The organism is Anaeromassilibacillus sp. An172 (assembly GCF_002160515.1).
In the GTDB taxonomy this organism is placed as follows: Bacteria; Bacillota; Clostridia; order Oscillospirales; family Acutalibacteraceae; genus Limousia; species Limousia pullorum.
The window spans coordinates 144,285-163,482 of the sequence record NZ_NFKS01000001.1 but is presented as its reverse complement, the minus strand read 5'-3'; the positions used below and the strand labels follow the sequence as shown (position 1 = coordinate 163,482).

Here is a 19,198-nt window from a genome sequence, read left to right as displayed (position 1 = left end):
TTGACTTTTCAAAGTCAAAATCTATGTCTGATCGTCACCCAGCATATTCGCATCGTCTTGAACCACAACTTGCCAATACAAAACACCTTTTTATCTTTCCGGGGTTTCCGCAGTGAGCGGAAACCCCGTTTTTTCGTTCCGAAAATCTTCCGATTCCATTCTTTTTCCATTCGTTTTTTGCCTCTGCCGTTCTGAGTAAAATTTTAAGTACAAGCACAGCCAAAATCCGGATTGAAGCTGAATACGACAAGGAGGAGGAAAAGTCAATGAAAAATTGTGACAAGCAAAATCTAATCATCAGCATTGAAAGCAGCATCGATTTCATTGAGTCCCACCTGGATTCAGCTGATAAATCCATTGCGTTTATTCTAAAAAAGCATGGCGTTAGAAATCTTGAAAAAGCAAGCATCTATACGCTTCAAGATCTTTTCAGCGAACTGTACGCCATTGAAGCCGATCTAAGATAGTCCATCTGTCCTGAGCAAGACAAAAAACTGCTCACCGCCCGACACCGCATCAGCTGATCACTGATGGCTCAACGGTATCTGGCGGCACAACTCAATATCACGGCTGCCTTTTGAGCGGGTTAGCCGCAATCCGAAACGGAGTACTCCGTCAGGACTGCGGTTAGGTTTTTGCACCCTTTTTGCGGCAGCACCCAGAGTCCTCCGTTTCGAGAAATCGAAAATCGGAGGACTTTTTATGAAAACCAATGCAAATCAGACCACATCAACCATCTACTACCGCCCGCTCAAGCAGTGGATCGAGGTCACCCCGGAACAGAAACGGGACTGGGAGCGGTTCGTAGGAACTACCCGCAAGGCAAAACAGAGAGCCGGAGCCTGCTGTATCCCGTACAAAAAGAGCTACAAGTGCGACGGTATTTGCGACACCTGCGAGTTCCGCTGTATCCCGAAAGACGCTCCCCAGCATCTCTCCATCGACACAGAAATGGAGAACGCCTATGAGAACGGCGTCTCCCGCGCCAGCTTTCTTGCGGACAGCAGGCTGACCACAGAGATCGATATCGACTCCCTGATCCTGAACGGTCTGCTCACGGAGCTTCAGTCAACCGACCCGGAAAGCTATGAGATCCTCATGGCAATTGCGGACGGGCTTTCCGAACGCGCCGGCGCAGAGCGGCTGCAGATGCCCCGGAACACCTTTGTGTATAAGCGCAATCAGCTGCTGAAGCGGCTCAAGGAAAAATTCTAAAATCTTTCGGCCAACCCCTCCTTTCCTGTCCAGATGGGTCTGTGAAAGGCAACACAAGACGCCTTGGGAAAGGAGGAACGCCGATATGCGTTACAACACAAACCGTTATGGCACCCACGCCGACGAGGACATTGTTGATATCCTGACCGCGATCAGCGTGGTGTCGAAGAGACTGGCGAGCAACCTGACCGCCGCACGCCAGCAATGCAAATCCGGGGAAGGAGGAAAATCACATGAGCAGAATGAGCGATATGGCACAGACCATCGAAGACTTACGCAGTGCTGCCGCTGCTATTTCGGATGCCGCTGACTGGCTGACGAAGATGTTCAGCGGAGAGCCGCAGGCAGAGGATACTCCTGCTGCTCCTCCTAAACCGGAACTGACGCTGGAGCAGGTCCGAACCGTGCTTGCGGACAAATCCCGCCAGGGACACACCGCCGAGATCCGCGCCCTGCTTCAAAAGTACGGCGCATCCAAGCTGTCACAGATCGACCCCGCACATTACAAGGCACTACTCGCCGAAGCGGAGGTGATGACGGGTGGCAGTTAAGCACGCAGTCTTATCCGCTTCTTCTTCAGAGCGGTGGATCAACTGTCCGCCCTCAGCAAGGCTGTGCGAAGCCTACGAGGACAAGGGCAGCGATTACGCCGCAGAAGGAACAGACGCCCACTCGCTCTGTGAGTTTCGTCTGAAGCAGGCTCTGGGGATTCCGGCGGATGATCCCATCGAAAACCTCTCCTGGTACAACGAGGAGATGGAGGACTGCGCCGCCGGGTATGCCGCCTATGTATCGGAGCTTCTGGAGACCGCAAAGCAGACCTGCGCCGACCCGCTCATCCTGATCGAACAGCGGGTGGACTTCTCACGCTGGGTCAAAGAGGGCTTCGGCACGGCAGACTGCATCGTCATTGCGGATGGTGTTCTGAACATCTGCGATTACAAAAACGGGCAAGGATGCCTCGTGCTTGCAGAGCGTAATCCACAGATGATGCTCTATGCCTTGGGCGCTCTGGAAATCTTCGATGGCATCTACGACATCGACACTGTCCGCATGACCATCTATCAGCCGAGGAAGTCCAACATCAGCGTGTATGAGATGGACAAGGCCGACCTGTACGAATGGGCAAACAGTGAACTGACTCAGAAGGCGCAGCTTGCTTATGAAGGTCAAGGCTCCTTCAGCTGTGGTGAGTGGTGCCGGTTCTGCAAGGCGAAAGCCGAGTGCAGAGAGCGCGCCGAAGCGAACCTGGCTCTTGCCCGGTACGAATTCCAGACCCCTGCGCTCCTCGCTGATGAGGAGATCGCCGATATTCTCGGCAAGGTCGACGCTCTTACCGCCTGGGCTGCGGATGTGAAGGAATACGCTCTTCAGCAGGCAGTCAGCGGTACGGCGTTCCCCGGCTGGAAGCTGGTCGAGGGCCGCTCCAACCGCAAATACACCAGCGAAGCCGCTGTGGCCACAGCCGTTGAGGGCGCCGGCTTCAACCCCTACGAAAAGAAACTCCTCGGCATCACCGCCATGCAGAAGCTGCTGGGCAAATCCCGCTTTGAGGAGCTTCTCACACCCTACATTGAAAAGCCGCAAGGCAGGCCGACGCTCGTGCGGTCGAGCGATAAACGGCCCGAATGGAATACCGCGAAAAATGATTTTATGGAGGAAATGTAATATGTCTACCAACACAAACAGAGTCAACAACCCTATGAAGGTCATCACCGGCCCCGACACCCGCTGGTCCTACGCCAACGTCTGGGAGCCCAAGTCCATCAACGGCGGCACGCCGAAGTACTCGGTGTCGCTGATCATCCCGAAGTCCGATACCCGGACGGTGGCAAAAATCAAGGCCGCCATTGAAGCCGCCTATCAGGAGGGACAGGCCAAGCTGAAGGGCAACGGCCGCAGCGTGCCTCCTCTCTCCGCGATCAAGACTCCGCTGAGAGACGGCGATGTTGAAAGGCCTGACGATCCCGCCTATGCGAACGCCTACTTCATCAACGCCAACTCCGCCACCGCTCCCGGCATCGTGGACGCAGACCGCAATCCTGTTCTGACCCGCTCCGAAGTGTATTCCGGCGTGTACGGCAGAGCTTCCATCAACCTGTACGCTTTCAACAGCAATGGCAACAAGGGCATCGCCTGCGGTCTGAACAATCTGCAGCTCATCCGTCCCGGCGAACCCCTGGGCGGCAAGGCCAGTGCCGAAGCTGACTTCGCAACTGACGACGACGAGGATTTCCTCGGTTAAGACAAGGGAGGTAAACGGCCATGACAATGTTTCAGACAATTCTGCTTTTTGCTGTTCTCGCCATCTGGCTGTGCATCAGCGCAGTCATTCTGATCAGCAGCATCCAGTCCTTCATCTATGACCGCAAGCACGAAAAGCGTGAGCGTGAACAGGCGGCCCGTGACGCAGAGTATCACGAAAACCGCATGAAGCTGCTGGAGAAATAAAGTACCAAGCCCCAGGGCGGCGGAGCGATCTGCCGCCCTATTGGGGTATGGAAGGAAGTGACGAAATGCAAACCTTATCAATCGACTTGGAGACTTACAGCGACCAGCCCCTTGCTAAAACAGGTGTGTATCGCTATGTGGAGTCTCCCGATTTTGAAATACTGCTCTTTGCCTACAGCGTGGATGGCGCTCCCGTACAGCAGATAGACCTTGCCTGCGGGGAGAAGATTCCCTCGGAGATTCTTTGCGCTTTGGAGGATGACAAGGTAACCAAGTGGGCCTTCAACGCCAATTTTGAACGCATCTGCCTGTCACGCTTTCTGGGCTATCCGACCGGCGACTATCTGGAGCCGGACTCCTGGAAATGCTCGATGGTCTGGGCTGCGTACATGGGTCTGCCTTTATCTTTGGAGGGAGCCGGCGCCGTTCTTGGGCTGGAAAAGCAAAAGCTGGCCGAAGGCAAAGACCTCATCAAATATTTCTGCCAGCCCTGTGCGCCAACGAAGTCCAACGGCCAGCGCACCCGCAACCTCCCAAAACACGCCCCGGACAAATGGCTGGCATTTAAAAAATACAACATCCGCGATGTGGAGACGGAGATGTCTATCCAGGCACGGCTCTTAAAGTATCCCGTGCCGGACAGCGTCTGGGAGGAATACCACCTCGATCAGGAGATCAACGACCGCGGCGTGGGACTGGATATGGAGCTGGTGCGGCAGGCCATTCAGATGGACGGGCGCTCCCGCTCGGAGCTGACCCAGGCGATGAAGGAACTGACCTCACTGGATAATCCCAACTCGGTACAGCAGATGAAGCAGTGGCTTGCGGATAACGGCGTAGAGACCGATACCCTGGGCAAAAAGGCTGTAGCAGAGCTTTTGAAAACTGCGCCGCCGCAGCTGCAAAAGGTACTAACCCTGCGCCAGCAGCTTGCGAAATCCAGCGTTAAAAAATATCAGGCGATGGAGACCGCCGTCTGCGCCGATGGCCGGGCAAGAGGCATGTTCCAGTTTTACGGAGCCAACCGCACCGGGCGGTGGGCAGGCCGCATCATTCAGATGCAGAATCTCCCTCAGAACCATCTGGACGATCTGTCCGAAGCCAGAGGGCTTGTCCGGGCAGGCGGCTTTGACGCTCTGGAAATGCTCTATGAGGATGTGCCGGATACCCTTTCTCAGCTGATCCGCACGGCATTCGTGCCGCAGGAAAACAGGAAATTCATTGTGGCGGACTTCTCCGCGATTGAAGCCAGGGTGATCGCATGGCTTGCCGGCGAGAAATGGCGGCAGGATGTATTCGCCGAGGGCAAGGACATCTACTGCGCCAGCGCGTCCCAGATGTTCGGCGTCCCCGTAGAAAAGCACGGCGTCAACGGTCACCTGCGGCAGAAAGGCAAGATTGCTGAACTGGCTCTCGGCTACGGCGGCTCAGTGGGCGCACTTAAGGCTATGGGCGCACTGGAGATGGGGCTGTCAGAGGACGAGCTTCCAGCTCTGGTTTCCGCATGGCGTCAGGCGAATCCGAAAATCGTGCAGTTCTGGTGGGCGGTTGACCGCGCTGTGATGGAAGCCGTTAGCCGTAGGACTACCACGAAAACACACGGCATCATATTCTCCGCCAGAAACGGGATGCTGTTTATCACTCTGCCGTCCGGCAGGAGCCTTGCCTATGTGAAGCCAAAGATCGGAGAGAACCGTTTCGGCGGCGACTGTATCACCTATGAAGGCGTCGGCGGCACGAAGAAATGGGAACGCATTGACAGCTACGGTCCGAAATTTGTGGAAAACATCGTCCAGGCAACCTCACGAGATATCCTTTGTTACGCCATGAAGACCCTTCGCTGCTGCTCCATCGTCATGCATATCCACGACGAGGTGGTCATTGAAGCCGACCGCCGGATGTCCCTGCAGGCCGTCTGTGACCAGATGGGCAGGACTCCACCCTGGGCAAACGGACTGCAGCTTCGTGCAGATGGCTACGAGACTGATTTTTACAAGAAAGATTAACGAGGTAACACCTATGAGCATCAATAAATTCAACAGCGAGGGCTACTACGACCCTACCACCTATGAAGCCCTCACCAATATAGAAAAAGAAGAACGCGCCCTCCGCGCTTTCCGCCCTATCGTCTACATCTGCTCTCCCTATGCCGGAGAGGTGGCCGCCAATGTGGAGAACGCCCGGAGGTACAGCCGCTTTGCCGTGGACGCCGGATACATTCCCATTGCGCCGCATCTGCTGTTTCCACAGTTTCTCAGTGACGACAACCCGAAGGAGCGCCAGCTGGGGCTGTTCTTTGGAAACGCCCTGATGAGCAAATGCTCCGAGGTGTGGGTGTTCGGAGAATACATCTCTTCCGGCATGGAAGCGGAGATCCGCAGAGCCAAATGGAAGAACTACCGTTTGAGATATTTTACGACTACATGTGAGGAGGTAACCGACTATGCGTGAACTGAACATCGCCTACGGCAACAACCGGCAGGCAAAGAGATGGGTCAACAAGACCATACGGTTTGACGATCTGAAGGAACGGCTCCGAGTGCCTATCCGCACCACCGAGTCCGCCGAGGAATATGCAAAGATGAGCCGCGCCCAGCGCGACACTGCCAAAGACCACGGCGGCTTTGTGGCGGGTGTGCTGAAAGGCGGCAGACGCAAGGTCGATACCGTGGAGAGCCGCTCGATGGTGGCGCTTGACGGTGACCGCATCGACGCCGCTTTTCTGGAAGGCTATGAAACGCTCTGCCCCTATACCTCCGCGCTGTATACCACCCACAGCAGCACAGAGGAAAATCCCCGCGTCCGGCTGGTGTTCCCGCTGACCAGGGATGTGACCCCGGAGGAATTTGTGGCGGTGTCCCGCTATCTCGCTCAGATGCTGGGCATCGACTATTTTGACGAATGCTCCTACCAGCCCAATCAGCTGATGTACTGGCCGTCCACTCCGGCTAACGGCTCCTTTGTGTATAAGGAGACGGACGGTGGCTGGCTCGATCCCGATGCAATCCTCGCAAAGCACCCGGAATGGACTGACCCCACAAGACTGCCCACCTCTTCCAGGGAGAGCAAAGCGAATACCACCGCACAGCAGAAGGTGCAGGATCCTCTGACCAAAGAAGGCGTGGTGGGCCTGTTCAACCGCACCTATTATCCCATCAGCAAGGCGCTGGAGGCATTTCTCTCCGATGTCTATGAGCCGACCGACAATGAGAACCGCTGGCACCTGATCGCATCCTCCAGCATGGCGGGCGTAGAGGTCAAGGAGGACAAGTTCGTCTACAGCCACCATGCCAAAGACCCGGCTTACCTCAAGCTGTGCAACGCCTTTGACATCGTCCGTATCCACCGCTTTGGAGATCTGGACGAAAAAGCGTCGTACAAGGCGATGTGCGAGTTCGCCATGCAGCAAGATGAGGTAAAGCTGCTGGCGGCAAGCGAACGGATGGCGGATGCCGAGACGGATTTCTCCGGCAGCGAGGATACCGACTGGCAGAAGCGTTTCCAGTACGAACCCCGCTCTACAGTTCTGAAAAACAACCTCCACAACATCACGCTCATCCTCCAGAACGACCCACAGCTCCAGAATATCGTATTCAACCAGCAGCTGGACGGCATGGAGATCAAGGGCGAGGTGCCCTGGAAGCACCCATCCAAATACTGGAGGGACGCTGACGATGCCCAGCTGATCAGCTATGTGGATTCCCACTACGGCACATTCTCCCAGCGCAATTATCAGATCGCTGTAACCAAGGTGGCGGACGACCGCTCCTACCACCCCATCCGTAAATATCTGGCGGCTCTGCCGGAGTGGGACGGCGTTCCCCGTGTGGACACGCTCCTCATCGACTATCTGGGCGCGGAGGATAATTCCTATGTCCGTGCTGTGACCAGAAAGACCCTCTGCGCCGCCGTGCGCCGGGTGCAGGAGCCGGGTGTGAAGTTCGATACCATGCTGGTCTTGAACGGTCCCCAGGGCATCGGCAAAAGCACTCTTATCTCCCGCCTTGCCGGGGAATGGTTCTCTGACAGCCTGAACCTGAGCGATACCAAGGACAAGACCGCCGCCGAGAAACTGCAGGGCTATTGGATTCTGGAAATCGGTGAGCTGGCGGGACTTCGCAAAGCCGAGGTGGAGACGCTGCGCTCCTTCCTCTCCCGACAGAACGATATCTATCGCGCCGCATTCGGCAGACGGGCAACGCCGCATCCAAGGCAGTGCATCTTCTTTGGCACCACCAATGCCGAGTCCGGCTACCTGCGGGACACCACGGGCAACCGTCGGTTCTGGCCGGTCAAAACGCCGGGCGGCGGCGCAAAGCACTCCTGGGAACTCACCCATGAAGATATCAGCCAGATCTGGGCGGAGGTGCTGGTGCTTGTGGAGAACGGCGAGAAGCTGCATCTGGCTCCCGATCTGGAGACACTCGCCAAGAGCGAACAGCGGGAAGCGCTGGAGTCCGATGAGCGCGAAGGGCTGGTGCGCGAGTATCTGGAAACTCTGCTCCCTGAGGATTGGGACGGCATGGATCTGTTCGACCGCCGCTCCTTCCTCGCCGGGGTGAATAATATCGGCCGTGCTGGTACGGTCGCCAGAACACGCGTCTGCAATATGGAGATCTGGTGTGAGCTTTTTGGCAAAGACCAGGGCAGCCTTGGCCGCGCCGAATCCAACAACCTCACAGCCATGCTCACCAAGCTCGGCTGGGTACGCAAGGAGAAAAAGGAGCGCGTCAAGCCATACGGGCCCCAGTTCGTCTTTGTTCCCGGCGATGTTCCTGACTGATTTTTCGGGAACGGAGCGAATAAGGAACAGTTCCCGACTTCCGGCAGTGTTCCCAGGGGAGACTCCGGGAACGCCGCCAGGAACACACCGAATGTGCCGCCGCAAGGTAACTTTACAGGCTCCGTTCCTGTGTTCCTAAAAAAGCATATAAATCGGAAATGTATCAAAAAGACTGTACAGAACCCGTAAATCACGCATACGCACGCGCGTAAGGATTTTCAGGTTTTTAAGAACACGGAGGTAAATCAAAATGTCAATGTATGAAATAGACAGCGCATATGTCCGCAGGTGTCAGAAGCGGCTCCAGGAATGGGGAGCGCCCCTCTCCGGCTGGTATTGTGAATATATTTACGATGTGGCCGATGAAGAGGAAGATCCCGATCACATCGACCTGTTCACCTGTGAACTCTGCGATTGTTCACAGGTACGCTTTGTCCATGTGATGCGGCATGACGAGTATTTTGAGACTGTTTCAGTCGGCTGTATCTGCGCAGGGATTATGGAGGGCGATATCCTTGCCGCCAGAGAGCGTGAGCGGCTTATGAAAAACCGAGCCAAACGGAAGCGGAACTTTCCTCACCGTCAATGGCGGAAGAACTGGTACGGCAACTATCAGCTGACTTATCAGGGCAGAAAGGTGTTTATCAACAATAAGGGCGGCAATCGCTACAGCGTTTATGTAGATGGCAAGACATCTTGGAGTTACAAGGGCAAACCCCTCGACAATTTTGTCTCAGCCGCCTACGCCGCTTTTGAATTAGCCGACCCCATAGAAAGGATACGCCCATGAGAGAAAAAGAAATTGAAAAGAAACTGACGCAGATGGTCAAACAAGCCGGCGGCATCTGTCCCAAGCTCGTCTCTCCCGGTTTTGACGGTATGCCGGACCGCATGGTGCTGCTGCCGAATGGACGGATAGGCTTTGTTGAAGTCAAGACTCCGGGAGAAAAGCCGAGACCGCTACAGCTTTCCCGCCACAGGCTTTTGCGGCGGCTGGGATTTCCGGTGTATGTGCTGGACGATATGGAGCAGATTGGAGGGATACTGGATGAGATACGAACCTCATGAATATCAGAAATATGCGGTGGATTACATCGAGACACACCCCGCAGCCGCTATCTTCTTAGACTGCGGCCTGGGAAAAACCAGCATCACGCTGACAGCCATAGCCGACCTGCTGTTTGACAGCTTCGAGGTCCATAAAGTGCTGGTCATCGCACCCTTAAGAGTGGCGCGGGACACATGGACGTCTGAAGCGGATAAGTGGGATCACCTTCAGGATCTCATCTGCTCCGTGGCTGTCGGGACGGAAGCCCAGCGCCGGTCGGCATTGATGAGACGCGCTGACATCTACATCATCAACCGGGAAAACGTCCAGTGGCTCATTGATGAGAGCGGCATTCCCTTTGACTTCGATATGGTGGTGATCGATGAGTTATCCTCGTTCAAGAATCACCAGACAAAGCGGTTCAAGTCACTGTTAAAGGTCAGACCAAAGGTGAGCCGCATCGTCGGACTGACCGGCACTCCTGCGTCCAACGGTCTGATGGATCTGTGGGCGGAGTTTCGCATCCTGGACATGGGGCAGCGGCTTGGACGGTTCATCACCAAGTACCGCACCGATTACTTCACGCCGGACAAGCGAAACGGCCAGGTCATCTACTCCTACAAACCCCTGCCCTATGCAGAGGACGCCATCTACCGACAGATTTCGGACATCACCATCTCTATGAAGTCCGCCGACCACCTGCATATGCCAAAGCTGGTCAGCAGTGAATACACGGTTCGGCTTTCCGAGGATGAACAGAAAAAATACACGGACTTGAAACAGGAGCTGGTGCTGTCGCTGGGCGACGCAGAGATCACTGCCGCCAACGCCGCCTCCCTCTCCGGGAAACTCTCCCAGATGGCGAACGGCGCAATCTATGACGACGGCGGCGAAACCATCCGCATCCACGACCGCAAGCTTGACGCTTTGGAGGACATCATCGAAGCCGCCAACGGCAAACCGCTTCTGGTGGCTTACTGGTTCAAGCATGACCTGACCCGTATTTCGGAAAGGCTGCAAAAGCTGCATATCCCGTTCTCAAAGCTGGATGACGCCGCCAGTATCCGCAGATGGAACAATGGCGAGTTGCCGGTGGCGCTGATCCATCCCGCTTCCGCCGGGCATGGGCTGAATCTCCAGAGCGGCGGTTCGGCCATCGTGTGGTTCGGACTGACCTGGAGCCTGGAGCTTTATCAGCAGACCATAGCGCGACTCTGGCGGCAGGGGCAGACTTCTGAAACTGTGGTGGTACAGCACATCGTCACAAAGGGCACCATTGACGAACGCATCATGAAAGCCATCTCCAAAAAGGAGCATACCCAGACGGCGCTAATCGACGCCGTGAAAGCGGACTTGAAAATCTGAGACAATCTAAGAAAATCCGTGCCAATCCGAGGATCAAAATTTCGGAGGTGCGAATATGAGCAATATCACGATTTACGAGGACCTTGCGAACGCCATCATCCTGCAAGCTGTGAAGGATTACCGCATGGCGCTGAAAAGCCTGAAAGCCAACTCCCGTAATAGGACGGCACAGGCAGATAAAGCCGAAATTGAGCGGTTCTTCCGTTCGCAGTGGTACTCGGCACTCACAGATGTGAATGGCGAGATGCTGATCCGCTCCCTGCAGAAGGAGGTGGACGCATGACCGCAAAAGAGTATCTGAACCAGGCGCGGCACCTGGATGCCCTTATAAACTGCCGCCTGCGTGAGATTGACTACTGGAGGGATTTATCGAGCAGCGTCTCAGGCAGTAATTTCGAACCGCACTACAATCCAAACAAACCGACAGAAGCCCCTTTTGTACGATGCCTTGAGAAAATCGACGCCATCCAGAGGGATGTGGCGGAAAAGGTGGCGTATCTGGTGTGTCTCAAGGAAACCATCAATGCGGCAATCGACAGGCTTGCCAGCCGCGAGGAGCAGCTGGTACTCCGTTACCGTTACCTGGACAACTGCTCCTGGGAGGAGATATCCCGGATGCTGAACGTGTCGCTTCGCACGGTACACCGCATACACGGGTCGGCTCTCCAGAACTTTTCTGTCCCGGATTGAAAGTTGGCACGGTTTGGCACAGTATGGCACACCCGTCCTGTGATATCATTACAATAGCGAAGTAGAATACAAAAACAGCCTTCATGGGAGCGTCCTGTGGAGGCTTTTCTTATGCCCCAAGGAGGTGAAGCGATGCCAAGAAAACCCAAGCGCCCCTGTTCCTACCCCGGCTGTCCCAACCTCACGGAGGGCCAGTACTGCAAGGAGCATGAAGCAGCCGCCCGCAGGCAGTACAACAAATACGAACGCAGTGCGGACGTAAATAAGAAATACGGCAGAGCATGGAAACGCATCCGTGACCGATACGCTGCGGCGCATCCTCTCTGCGAGGTGTGTCTCAAGGAAGGACGGCTGACTCCTGTGGATGAGGTACACCACATCGTTCCCATCTCTCAGGGCGGCACTCATGCAAGGGACAATCTGATGAGCCTTTGCCGTTCCTGCCACACCAAGATCCACCACGACCTTGGCGACCGGTAGGGCGGTCAAAATCTCTGCGGGTCCTGTACGCGGGCAGCGGCCCGGGGCTTCGTGCGCGAAAAAGGCGAAATCAAAAGGGTAATTGACGGCGGCCGATAGCGGTCGCTCTATTTTTGCGGAAAAGAGGTGAGAAAATGCCGACAAAATCCAATAACACAGGTGGGCGCGGTGGTGCGAGACCCGGTGCGGGAAGGAAGAAATCCGCTGTCAAAGAGAAAGCTGAGAACGGCAATCCTGGCGGCAGGAAACTGGAAGTGCTGGACATTCCCGAAGTCGAGGGTGTCGATATGCCAAAGCCCCATGAGTTTTTATCCGCCGAGCAGCGTGACGGAAGCACGCTCCAGGCGGAGGAAATTTATACGGAAACCTGGGAGTGGTTAAAAAAGGTGGGCTGCGCGGCGAAGGTGTCACCTCAGCTTCTGGAGCGGTACGCCATGTGCAGCGCCCGCTGGATTCAGTGCGAGGAGATGACCAACCGCATGGGTTTCCTCTCCAAGCATCCCACCACGCAGAAGCCGATTCCGTCGCCGTTTATTAATATCGGCATCAACTACATGAACCAGGCGGTGCGGCTCTGGAACGAGATCTTCCAGATCGTGAAGGAAAACTGCAGCACCGATTACGGGGAGGTATCTCCCCAGGATGATCTGATGGAGCGGCTGCTCCGCGCAAGGAAGGGGTGAAGCTATGTTTGAGAAAGTAAATCCGTGCCACCCGGACAAGGTGGCGGACCGCATTGCCGGCGCCCTGGTGGATGCGGCGTACCGGAAAGAGGAAAATCCCAGGATCGCCGTGGAAGTCCTGATCGGCCACGGCGTCTGCCATATCATCGCGGAAACATCAGTGAGCATTCCACAGGATGAAGTGGAATCCATTGTCCATCGCATCGCAGGAAATCTGCACACGGACTATCTGGAAATGCCGCAGGACGGATGTCTTGCCAATAACCAGGCGGAAGGAATCCGCTGCGGGGACAACGGCATCTTCAAAGGGGTTCCGGTCACGGAGGAGCAGAAAGCACTCTGTGAGATCGCCAAAAGTGTATATCACACTTATCCCTCGGATGGGAAGTACATCATTGACGAAGCAAGGCTCATCCTCTGCCAGAGCAATGCCCCTGCCGCAGAGCTGCGGAAACGGTATCCGGGCGCCGAGGTCAATCCCTTGGGCGACTGGACAGGCGGCACGGATGTAGACTCTGGGGCGACCAACCGCAAGCTGGGCAGCGACATGGCCGATTCGGTGACGGGCGGCGGCCTTCACGGCAAAGACCTCTCCAAAGCGGATGTGAGTGTGAACATCTACGCATGGCTGAAGGCGCAGGAAACGGGAAAGCCCGTGGAACTGTGCTGCGCCATCGGGGAAGATACGGTGGACGGCATCCCCTATAGAGAAATCGTGGAGACTGCCCGGAGATACATCCGGTCCCTCGGCGGCTTTGAAAAATTTGCGGAATGGGGGCTGGTGCGATGAAAACGACAACCGAGATGCAGCTTGTCCCTATCGCCAAGCTGGTACCCTATGTGAACAATGCCCGCACCCACTCCCCGGAGCAGATTACCAAGCTCCGCTCGTCCCTCCGGGAGTTCGGCTTTATCAATCCCGTCATCATCGACCGGGAGTTCAATGTGATCGCCGGCCACGGCAGAATCCTTGCGGCAAAGGAAGAAGGCATCCGAGAGATTCCCTGTGTGTTTGCCGACCATCTTACCGAAGCGCAGAAGAAAGCCTATATCATTGCGGACAACCGCATGGCGATGGACGCCGGATGGGATGAGGAACTTCTGCGGGTGGAGATTGAGTCTTTGCAGGGCATGGACTTTGACCCTCTGCTCACCGGCTTTGATGAAAAGGAACTGGCAGCTCTGTTCGATGACGGCATGGAAGCCAAAGAGGATGACTTCGATGTGGACGCGGAACTGCAAAAACCTGCGTTCTCCCGGCTTGGCGATGTATGGACGCTTGGCAGGCATCGTCTGGTGTGCGGGGACTCCACGAAGGCTGAGACATACACCACACTCATGGATGGCGTCAAAGCAAACCTGGTTATTACGGACCCGCCGTACAACGTCAACTATGAAGGCTCGGCGGGCAAAATCAAGAACGACAATATGGCAGGCGAGAAATTCTATGAGTTTCTGCTTGCCGCATTTCAGAATATGGAGTCGGTCATGGCGGCGGACGCATCCATCTATGTGTTCCACGCCGACACCGAAGGACTCAATTTCCGCAGGGCGTTTGCCGATGCGGGATTTTATTTATCCGGCTGCTGTATCTGGAAGAAGCAGTCCCTGGTACTTGGACGCTCTCCCTACCAGTGGCAGCATGAGCCTGTGCTGTACGGCTGGAAGAAAAACGGCAGGCACCAGTGGTACACGGGCAGGAAGGAAACCACCATCTGGGAGTTCGACAAACCCAAGAAGAACGGCGACCATCCCACCATGAAGCCAATCCCACTGCTGGCTTATCCCATCGGCAACTCCAGTATGGCAAACTCGGTGGTGCTGGACCCCTTCGGCGGCTCCGGTTCTACCCTCATTGCCTGTGAGCAGACCGACCGCATCTGCCGAACCATTGAGTTGGACGAGAAGTTCTGCGATGTCATCGTGAACCGCTACATCGAGCAGGTCGGCTCTGCGGATGGCGTAAGCGTCCTGAGAGACGGTAAGACATACAGCTATGAGGAGGTCGCGGATGGAACAGAATAAACTGACCCTCGGCAGCCTGTTTGACGGCTCCGGCGGTTTTCCTTTAGGCGGCTTGATCTCCGGCATTACCCCTGTGTGGGCTTCGGAGATCGAGCCGTTTCCTATCCGGGTGACCACCAAACGGCTGCCGTTTATAAAGCATTACGGCGATGTCTCGAAAATGAACGGCGCAGATATTGAGCCGGTGGATATCATCACCTTCGGCTCACCCTGCCAGGACATGAGTATCGCAGGTCGGCGGGAGGGCTTGGACGGCTCCCGTTCCAGTCTTTTCTATGAAGCCGTCCGAATCGTAAAGGAAATGAGGTGCAAAACCAATGGCAGATATCCAAGATACATCATATGGGAGAACGTCCCCGGCGCGTTCAGCTCCAACAAGGGCGCGGACTTCCAGTCCGTCCTCGAAGAGGTCTGCTCGGTCAAAGGATACAAGATTGATCCTGCTCGACCTGCGAAGTGGCCAGCCGCCGGGGAGATCGTGGCAGACGATTTCAGTCTCGCATGGCGGGTATTTGATGCACAGTACTGGGGAGTCCCCCAACGCAGAAAACGTATCTACCTTGTCGCAGATCTTGCAGGCGGGAGTGCCGGAAAAATACTATTTGAGTCCGAAGGCGTGTCTGGGTATACTCCGCAGGGCTTCCGTTCGTGGCAAGGAGCTGCCGGAGCTTTTGAGGAAAGCGCTGGAGCGACAGGCTGCGTCTGCCTAAACGACCAGGGCGGCGGCCGCATGGATGTGACGGAGGACGTTGCAGCAACGCTTCGGGCGGAAAACCACGGGCATCCTCCCTGCGTGATGGGAGCTGCCGGATTCTGCACCGAGCATTCCGCACAGGCCAGGGGCATCGGGTATGAGGAGGAAACCTCGCCCACCCTCCGGGCCGGTACGGTGCCGGCGGCGGTCTATGAGAACCATAGCCAGGACACCAGATACACCGGCCCGCTGGAGACGGCCCCCACGGTCAACGCCACCTACGGCATGGGCGGGAACAACCAGCCCTTTGTAGTGGAGACGCCTAAGACGCTGAAGATCCGCTCCGGCTGTGAGGGCGGCGGCAAAGGCGCGCTGATCCAGGATAACAAGTCCGCCACGCTGGGCTGCAACAACGACCAGACGGTGTTCGTGCCGTTCGTGAAAGGCACACGTCCCCACTCTCCCGATGAGGGTCAGCAGTGGAAAGCCTTCGATGTGGCGAACACGCTGAACACCTACGATGTGGGCGAGATCCGGTGCAATGAACTGGCGGTCAAGGTTTACGGCATCTGCTCCAAGGACAGCAACGCCATGAAATCCGAGAATCCCAAGAGCGGCTTCTACGAAGCGGAAACTTCCAGATGCCTGGATGCGAACGGCGGAAATCCTACCTGCAACCAGGGCGGCATGGCTGTGGTGGCCCTGCAGGGTTCCATGATTGGCAGGGCGGACAAGAACGGTCCCCAGGGCAGCGGCGTGAATGAGGATGTGTCCTTTACGCTGGATGCCGCTGACCGCCATGCGGTGGCTTATTGCATGACCACCGGCACTTACACCCAGATGCTTAAGGAACAGTCCCCGACCTTGATGGCGAGGGACTATAAGGACCCGCCTGTGGTGAACGAGACCGAGCCGGAGTACATCGTCCGCAGGCTGACACCCACCGAATGCGCCAGACTGCAGGGGTTCCCGGACTGGTGGTGCGCCGGACTTGGGACAGACGAGCCGACCGAGGACGAGATCGAGTTCTGGACAGAGGTGTTTGAGACACACCGCTCCGTCATGGGGACGTCCTCCAAGCCTAAGAGCCGGAACCAGATCGTCAAGTGGCTGAAGAATCCCCACTCCGACAGTGCGGAGTATAAAATGTGGGGCAACGGTGTGGCGCTCCCCAACGTCTATTTCGTGCTTTCCGGGATCGTGTACTATGCACAGTTTTCGGAAGGATAAACTGGTTTCTATTCTACAGAGAAATGTGCGAAAACCGCTTGCTATTTCAAGGGTTCAGAGTGATATATGTACCTACCAAAAACAAAGGAGGTTTTCGCACATGGAAATCAGATACAATGTGACAGGCGCCAAGCGCAAGGAACTGGTAAAAGTTATCGCCAATGCCACAGGCGCCAGGGCGGAATACAAGTTTATGCCCACCTGCAATTATGAAATCGACTACTTTACGGTCACCAAGGATGGGACGCTCCTCTTTGATGACTGTGCCGACAGCGAGGAAGTCGAGCGGGTGCTGGAAGCCGTTGCCGCTGCCGGCTTTGAATGTGAGCCGCAGGACGGTGGTGAACAGCCCTCCGGGGAAGAAACCAAGGAAACGGAAGAAGCCGCCGACAGTGCGCCACAGGGCGAACCCGTGGGGCTTACGGTGGAAATCCCGTTCGACAAGGTGGCGGTGGGCAACCTCACCAAGCTGCTGGATGCCAAAGGGAATCTGATACGGAAGGCCATGGGCATCACTGATCTTCGTATCGAGGTGCTGGACGACCGGGTAGCATTTCCCTGGTTCAGGGAGCTGCCAGATTGCGATGCCATCAAAGCCTACACCCATTTCATTTTCGCACTTTGCGAGATGAGCAGGAATGCCAAGCGGGTAACAGCGACCGAGAAGCCGGTGGACAATGAGAAATACGCCTTCCGGTGTTTTCTCCTGCGCCTGGGCTTCATCGGCAGCGAGTACAAAAGGGAACGCAAGATCCTGCTGAAGAACCTCTCTGGGTCCTCGGCCTTCAAGAATGGAGGTGCCGGCCATGCGGTTTCCGAATAAAGATACCGTGGAGCGTATCCGCCGGGACTATCCCGCCGGCACCCGTGTGGAACTGGTGCGGATGGATGATGCCCAAGCGCCACTCGCCGGTACGCTCGGCACGGTACTCGGTGTGGATGATACCGGTTCCCTCCTCATGCGCTGGGACAACGGCAGCGGCCTGAACGTGGTCTATGGGGAGGACATTGTGAGAAAGGTGGGTGACCGCCGTGCCGAATAACATTCTGAAGGACTTCTTCTATGGGAACATTAATCCGAATGAAAAGCAGTTTGATTGTAATTCGGAGTATGGAAAAGCCGCTGCCGGTCTGGCCGATGAAGAAGAAAAACTCCGATCCATGCTGGATCATGAGACGTCCGAAATCCTTGATAAGATGATTTGCCTGCAAGCCTCCATTACGGGCATGACCGCTGAGGAGTATTTTATTGATGGGCTGCGGACGGGATTCCGGCTGGCTCTCGCTATACTCGATGAAGGAAAAAACGGCTCTCTCACGCCAATTACGGATGGTGGAAAAAGGCTGTAAATTACACAGTATCCAGCAGTCATCTTTGTGTAGTATATTATCGGAAATGGCCTTGCTATTATCCTCTTTTAGAGCGAATATGTGTACACCGAAAGGGAAAACACACCAAATGAAAACGGAGGATTCACCATGAATGAGAAAACCGCAAGGCAGATTACAGAGATGAAAAAGCAGACCATCGGGGTCGAGGTTGAGATGAATAACATCACCCGCCAGAAGGCAGCCAAGGCTGCCGCCGAGTTTTTCGGCACCGGACGCTACGAGAATACCGCCGGCCGCAACGGATACAGCACCTGGTCGGCCTGGGACGCAGACGGGCGCGAGTGGAAGTTCCAGAAGGATGTTTCCATTGCGGGACCGGATGACCAGAAATGCGAACTGGTCACCCCGATCCTGACCTACGATGACATCGAAACCCTGCAGGAGCTTTGCAGGCAGCTCAGACACGCAGGCGCCAAGAGCGACGCCTCCAGAGGATGCGGCGTCCACATCCACATCGGGGCGCAGGGACACACGCCGCAGAGCCTGCGCAACCTTGCCAACATCATGGCAAGCCATGAGAGCCTGATCGCTGAGGCGCTGAAACTCGACCGGGGCCGCATGAGCCGCTATTGCCGCACGGTAGACCCACGGTTTTTGGAACAGGTCAACCGCAGGAAGCCCCGCTCAATGGCGCACCTTGCGGATATCTGGTACACCAGCAACGGCGCAAGCTACGGCAGGAGTCACCACTACAACGACAGCCGCTACCATATGCTCAACCTCCATGCCACCTTTACCAAGGGGACGGTCGAATTCCGGCTTTTCCAATTCGATGAGCCGACCGCAGAGCGCCGAGGCGGCATCCACGCGGGGCAGCTTAAGAGCTACATCCAGCTTTGCCTGGCCTTAAGCCAAATGGCAAAGGATGTGCGGACGGCAAGCCCTAAGCCCCAGCAGAACGAGAACCCCAAATACGCCATGCGCACCTGGCTCCTCCGCCTGGGCTTCATCGGCGAGGAGTTCGCAACGGCCAGAGATTTCCTGACCCGCAACCTGACCGGGGACACAGCCTTCCGGCACGGCAGGGCCGCCGCTTGAAGGACACGCAGGAGTTAGCCTCCTGCCACCTTTCCCCTGACCGCTTCGGCGGTCTTAGGGTGGTAGAAGGACAAGTAACCTAAGTCCTTCAGGAAAGGATGGAT

23 protein-coding genes are annotated in these 19,198 nt (G+C 56.1%); 22 read left to right on the top strand and 1 reads right to left on the bottom strand.

The genetic code is table 11. The annotated features are described in order from the left end of the window. Positions 1-34 precede the first annotated feature (34 nt). A complete protein-coding gene (locus tag B5F08_RS13090; protein WP_143256336.1) occupies positions 35-325 on the bottom strand; it encodes a hypothetical protein in 291 nt (96 codons plus the stop codon). Between the two features lie 377 nt (positions 326-702). Here B5F08_RS13090 and B5F08_RS00740 point away from each other — a divergent pair, with 377 nt between their 5' ends. From B5F08_RS00740 to B5F08_RS00625, 22 genes are all read left to right on the top strand, one after another. After that, positions 703-1,215 (top strand): hypothetical protein, encoded by a 513-nt coding sequence (locus B5F08_RS00740; RefSeq protein ID WP_087375931.1) that lies wholly within the window; start codon positions 703-705, stop codon positions 1,213-1,215. 233 nt (positions 1,216-1,448) lie between these two features. Next, complete coding sequence (locus tag B5F08_RS00730; RefSeq protein WP_087375929.1) at positions 1,449-1,766, top strand: DNA ligase; 318 nt, start codon at positions 1,449-1,451, stop codon at positions 1,764-1,766. Next, on the top strand, positions 1,756-2,883 hold the full coding sequence (locus B5F08_RS00725; RefSeq protein WP_087375928.1) for a DUF2800 domain-containing protein: 1,128 nt from the start codon (positions 1,756-1,758) through the stop codon (positions 2,881-2,883). The genes B5F08_RS00730 and B5F08_RS00725 overlap by 11 nt, the downstream gene beginning before the upstream one ends. Before the next feature lies 1 nt (position 2,884). Beyond that, positions 2,885-3,460 (top strand): DUF2815 family protein, encoded by a 576-nt coding sequence (locus B5F08_RS00720; RefSeq protein WP_087375927.1) that lies wholly within the window; start codon positions 2,885-2,887, stop codon positions 3,458-3,460. Between the two features lie 20 nt (positions 3,461-3,480). After that, on the top strand, positions 3,481-3,666 hold the full coding sequence (locus tag B5F08_RS00715) for a hypothetical protein (RefSeq protein WP_055158960.1): 186 nt from the start codon (positions 3,481-3,483) through the stop codon (positions 3,664-3,666). A 65-nt stretch (positions 3,667-3,731) separates the two neighbouring features. Then, positions 3,732-5,672 carry a DNA polymerase gene (locus B5F08_RS00710; RefSeq protein ID WP_087375926.1) on the top strand — a complete coding sequence of 647 codons (1,941 nt, stop codon included), beginning with the start codon at positions 3,732-3,734 and terminating at the stop codon, positions 5,670-5,672. 13 nt (positions 5,673-5,685) lie between these two features. Further along, positions 5,686-6,117, top strand: a complete 432-nt coding sequence (locus B5F08_RS00705; protein WP_055158964.1) for a DUF7768 domain-containing protein — start codon at positions 5,686-5,688, stop codon at positions 6,115-6,117. Then, on the top strand, positions 6,110-8,449 hold the full coding sequence (locus B5F08_RS00695) for a virulence-associated E family protein (protein WP_055158966.1): 2,340 nt from the start codon (positions 6,110-6,112) through the stop codon (positions 8,447-8,449). The genes B5F08_RS00705 and B5F08_RS00695 overlap by 8 nt, the downstream gene beginning before the upstream one ends. A 250-nt stretch (positions 8,450-8,699) precedes the next feature. Beyond that, positions 8,700-9,239: a hypothetical protein gene (locus B5F08_RS00690; protein WP_204245141.1), complete on the top strand. Its 540-nt coding sequence runs from the start codon at positions 8,700-8,702 to the stop codon at positions 9,237-9,239. Further along, a complete protein-coding gene (locus tag B5F08_RS00685) occupies positions 9,236-9,517 on the top strand; it encodes a VRR-NUC domain-containing protein (protein WP_055158968.1) in 282 nt (93 codons plus the stop codon). Before B5F08_RS00690 ends, B5F08_RS00685 begins: the two co-directional genes overlap by 4 nt. Beyond that, positions 9,498-10,862: a DEAD/DEAH box helicase gene (locus B5F08_RS00680; protein ID WP_055158970.1), complete on the top strand. Its 1,365-nt coding sequence runs from the start codon at positions 9,498-9,500 to the stop codon at positions 10,860-10,862. Before B5F08_RS00685 ends, B5F08_RS00680 begins: the two co-directional genes overlap by 20 nt. Before the next feature lie 55 nt (positions 10,863-10,917). Next, on the top strand, positions 10,918-11,145 hold the full coding sequence (locus B5F08_RS00675) for a hypothetical protein (protein WP_055158972.1): 228 nt from the start codon (positions 10,918-10,920) through the stop codon (positions 11,143-11,145). Next, a complete protein-coding gene (locus B5F08_RS00670) occupies positions 11,142-11,552 on the top strand; it encodes a sigma factor-like helix-turn-helix DNA-binding protein (RefSeq protein WP_087298908.1) in 411 nt (136 codons plus the stop codon). The genes B5F08_RS00675 and B5F08_RS00670 overlap by 4 nt, the downstream gene beginning before the upstream one ends. Positions 11,553-11,684: 132 nt before the next feature. Then, entirely contained in the window at positions 11,685-12,032 is a 348-nt protein-coding gene (locus B5F08_RS00665) for an HNH endonuclease (RefSeq protein ID WP_087375924.1), read from the top strand. Between the two features lie 134 nt (positions 12,033-12,166). After that, positions 12,167-12,715, top strand: a complete 549-nt coding sequence (locus B5F08_RS00660; RefSeq protein WP_087371621.1) for a P27 family phage terminase small subunit — start codon at positions 12,167-12,169, stop codon at positions 12,713-12,715. Positions 12,716-12,719: 4 nt separating this feature from the next. Beyond that, positions 12,720-13,505 (top strand): S-adenosylmethionine synthetase N-terminal domain-containing protein, encoded by a 786-nt coding sequence (locus tag B5F08_RS00655; protein WP_087375923.1) that lies wholly within the window; start codon positions 12,720-12,722, stop codon positions 13,503-13,505. Next, positions 13,502-14,740: a site-specific DNA-methyltransferase gene (locus B5F08_RS00650; RefSeq protein WP_087375922.1), complete on the top strand. Its 1,239-nt coding sequence runs from the start codon at positions 13,502-13,504 to the stop codon at positions 14,738-14,740. The genes B5F08_RS00655 and B5F08_RS00650 overlap by 4 nt, the downstream gene beginning before the upstream one ends. Further along, positions 14,727-16,664 (top strand): DNA cytosine methyltransferase, encoded by a 1,938-nt coding sequence (dcm, locus tag B5F08_RS00645; protein WP_087375921.1) that lies wholly within the window; start codon positions 14,727-14,729, stop codon positions 16,662-16,664. The genes B5F08_RS00650 and dcm overlap by 14 nt, the downstream gene beginning before the upstream one ends. Positions 16,665-16,764: 100 nt before the next feature. Then, positions 16,765-17,487, top strand: a complete 723-nt coding sequence (locus B5F08_RS00640; RefSeq protein WP_087375920.1) for a virulence protein — start codon at positions 16,765-16,767, stop codon at positions 17,485-17,487. Then, positions 17,471-17,707, top strand: coding sequence for a DUF4314 domain-containing protein (locus tag B5F08_RS00635; RefSeq protein WP_087375919.1), 237 nt, complete (start codon positions 17,471-17,473; stop codon positions 17,705-17,707). The genes B5F08_RS00640 and B5F08_RS00635 overlap by 17 nt, the downstream gene beginning before the upstream one ends. Further along, on the top strand, positions 17,697-18,014 hold the full coding sequence (locus B5F08_RS00630) for a DUF6809 family protein (protein ID WP_087375918.1): 318 nt from the start codon (positions 17,697-17,699) through the stop codon (positions 18,012-18,014). The genes B5F08_RS00635 and B5F08_RS00630 overlap by 11 nt, the downstream gene beginning before the upstream one ends. Before the next feature lie 129 nt (positions 18,015-18,143). Next, a complete protein-coding gene (locus B5F08_RS00625; RefSeq protein WP_087375917.1) occupies positions 18,144-19,094 on the top strand; it encodes an amidoligase family protein in 951 nt (316 codons plus the stop codon). The last annotated feature ends 104 nt before the right edge of the window (positions 19,095-19,198 follow it).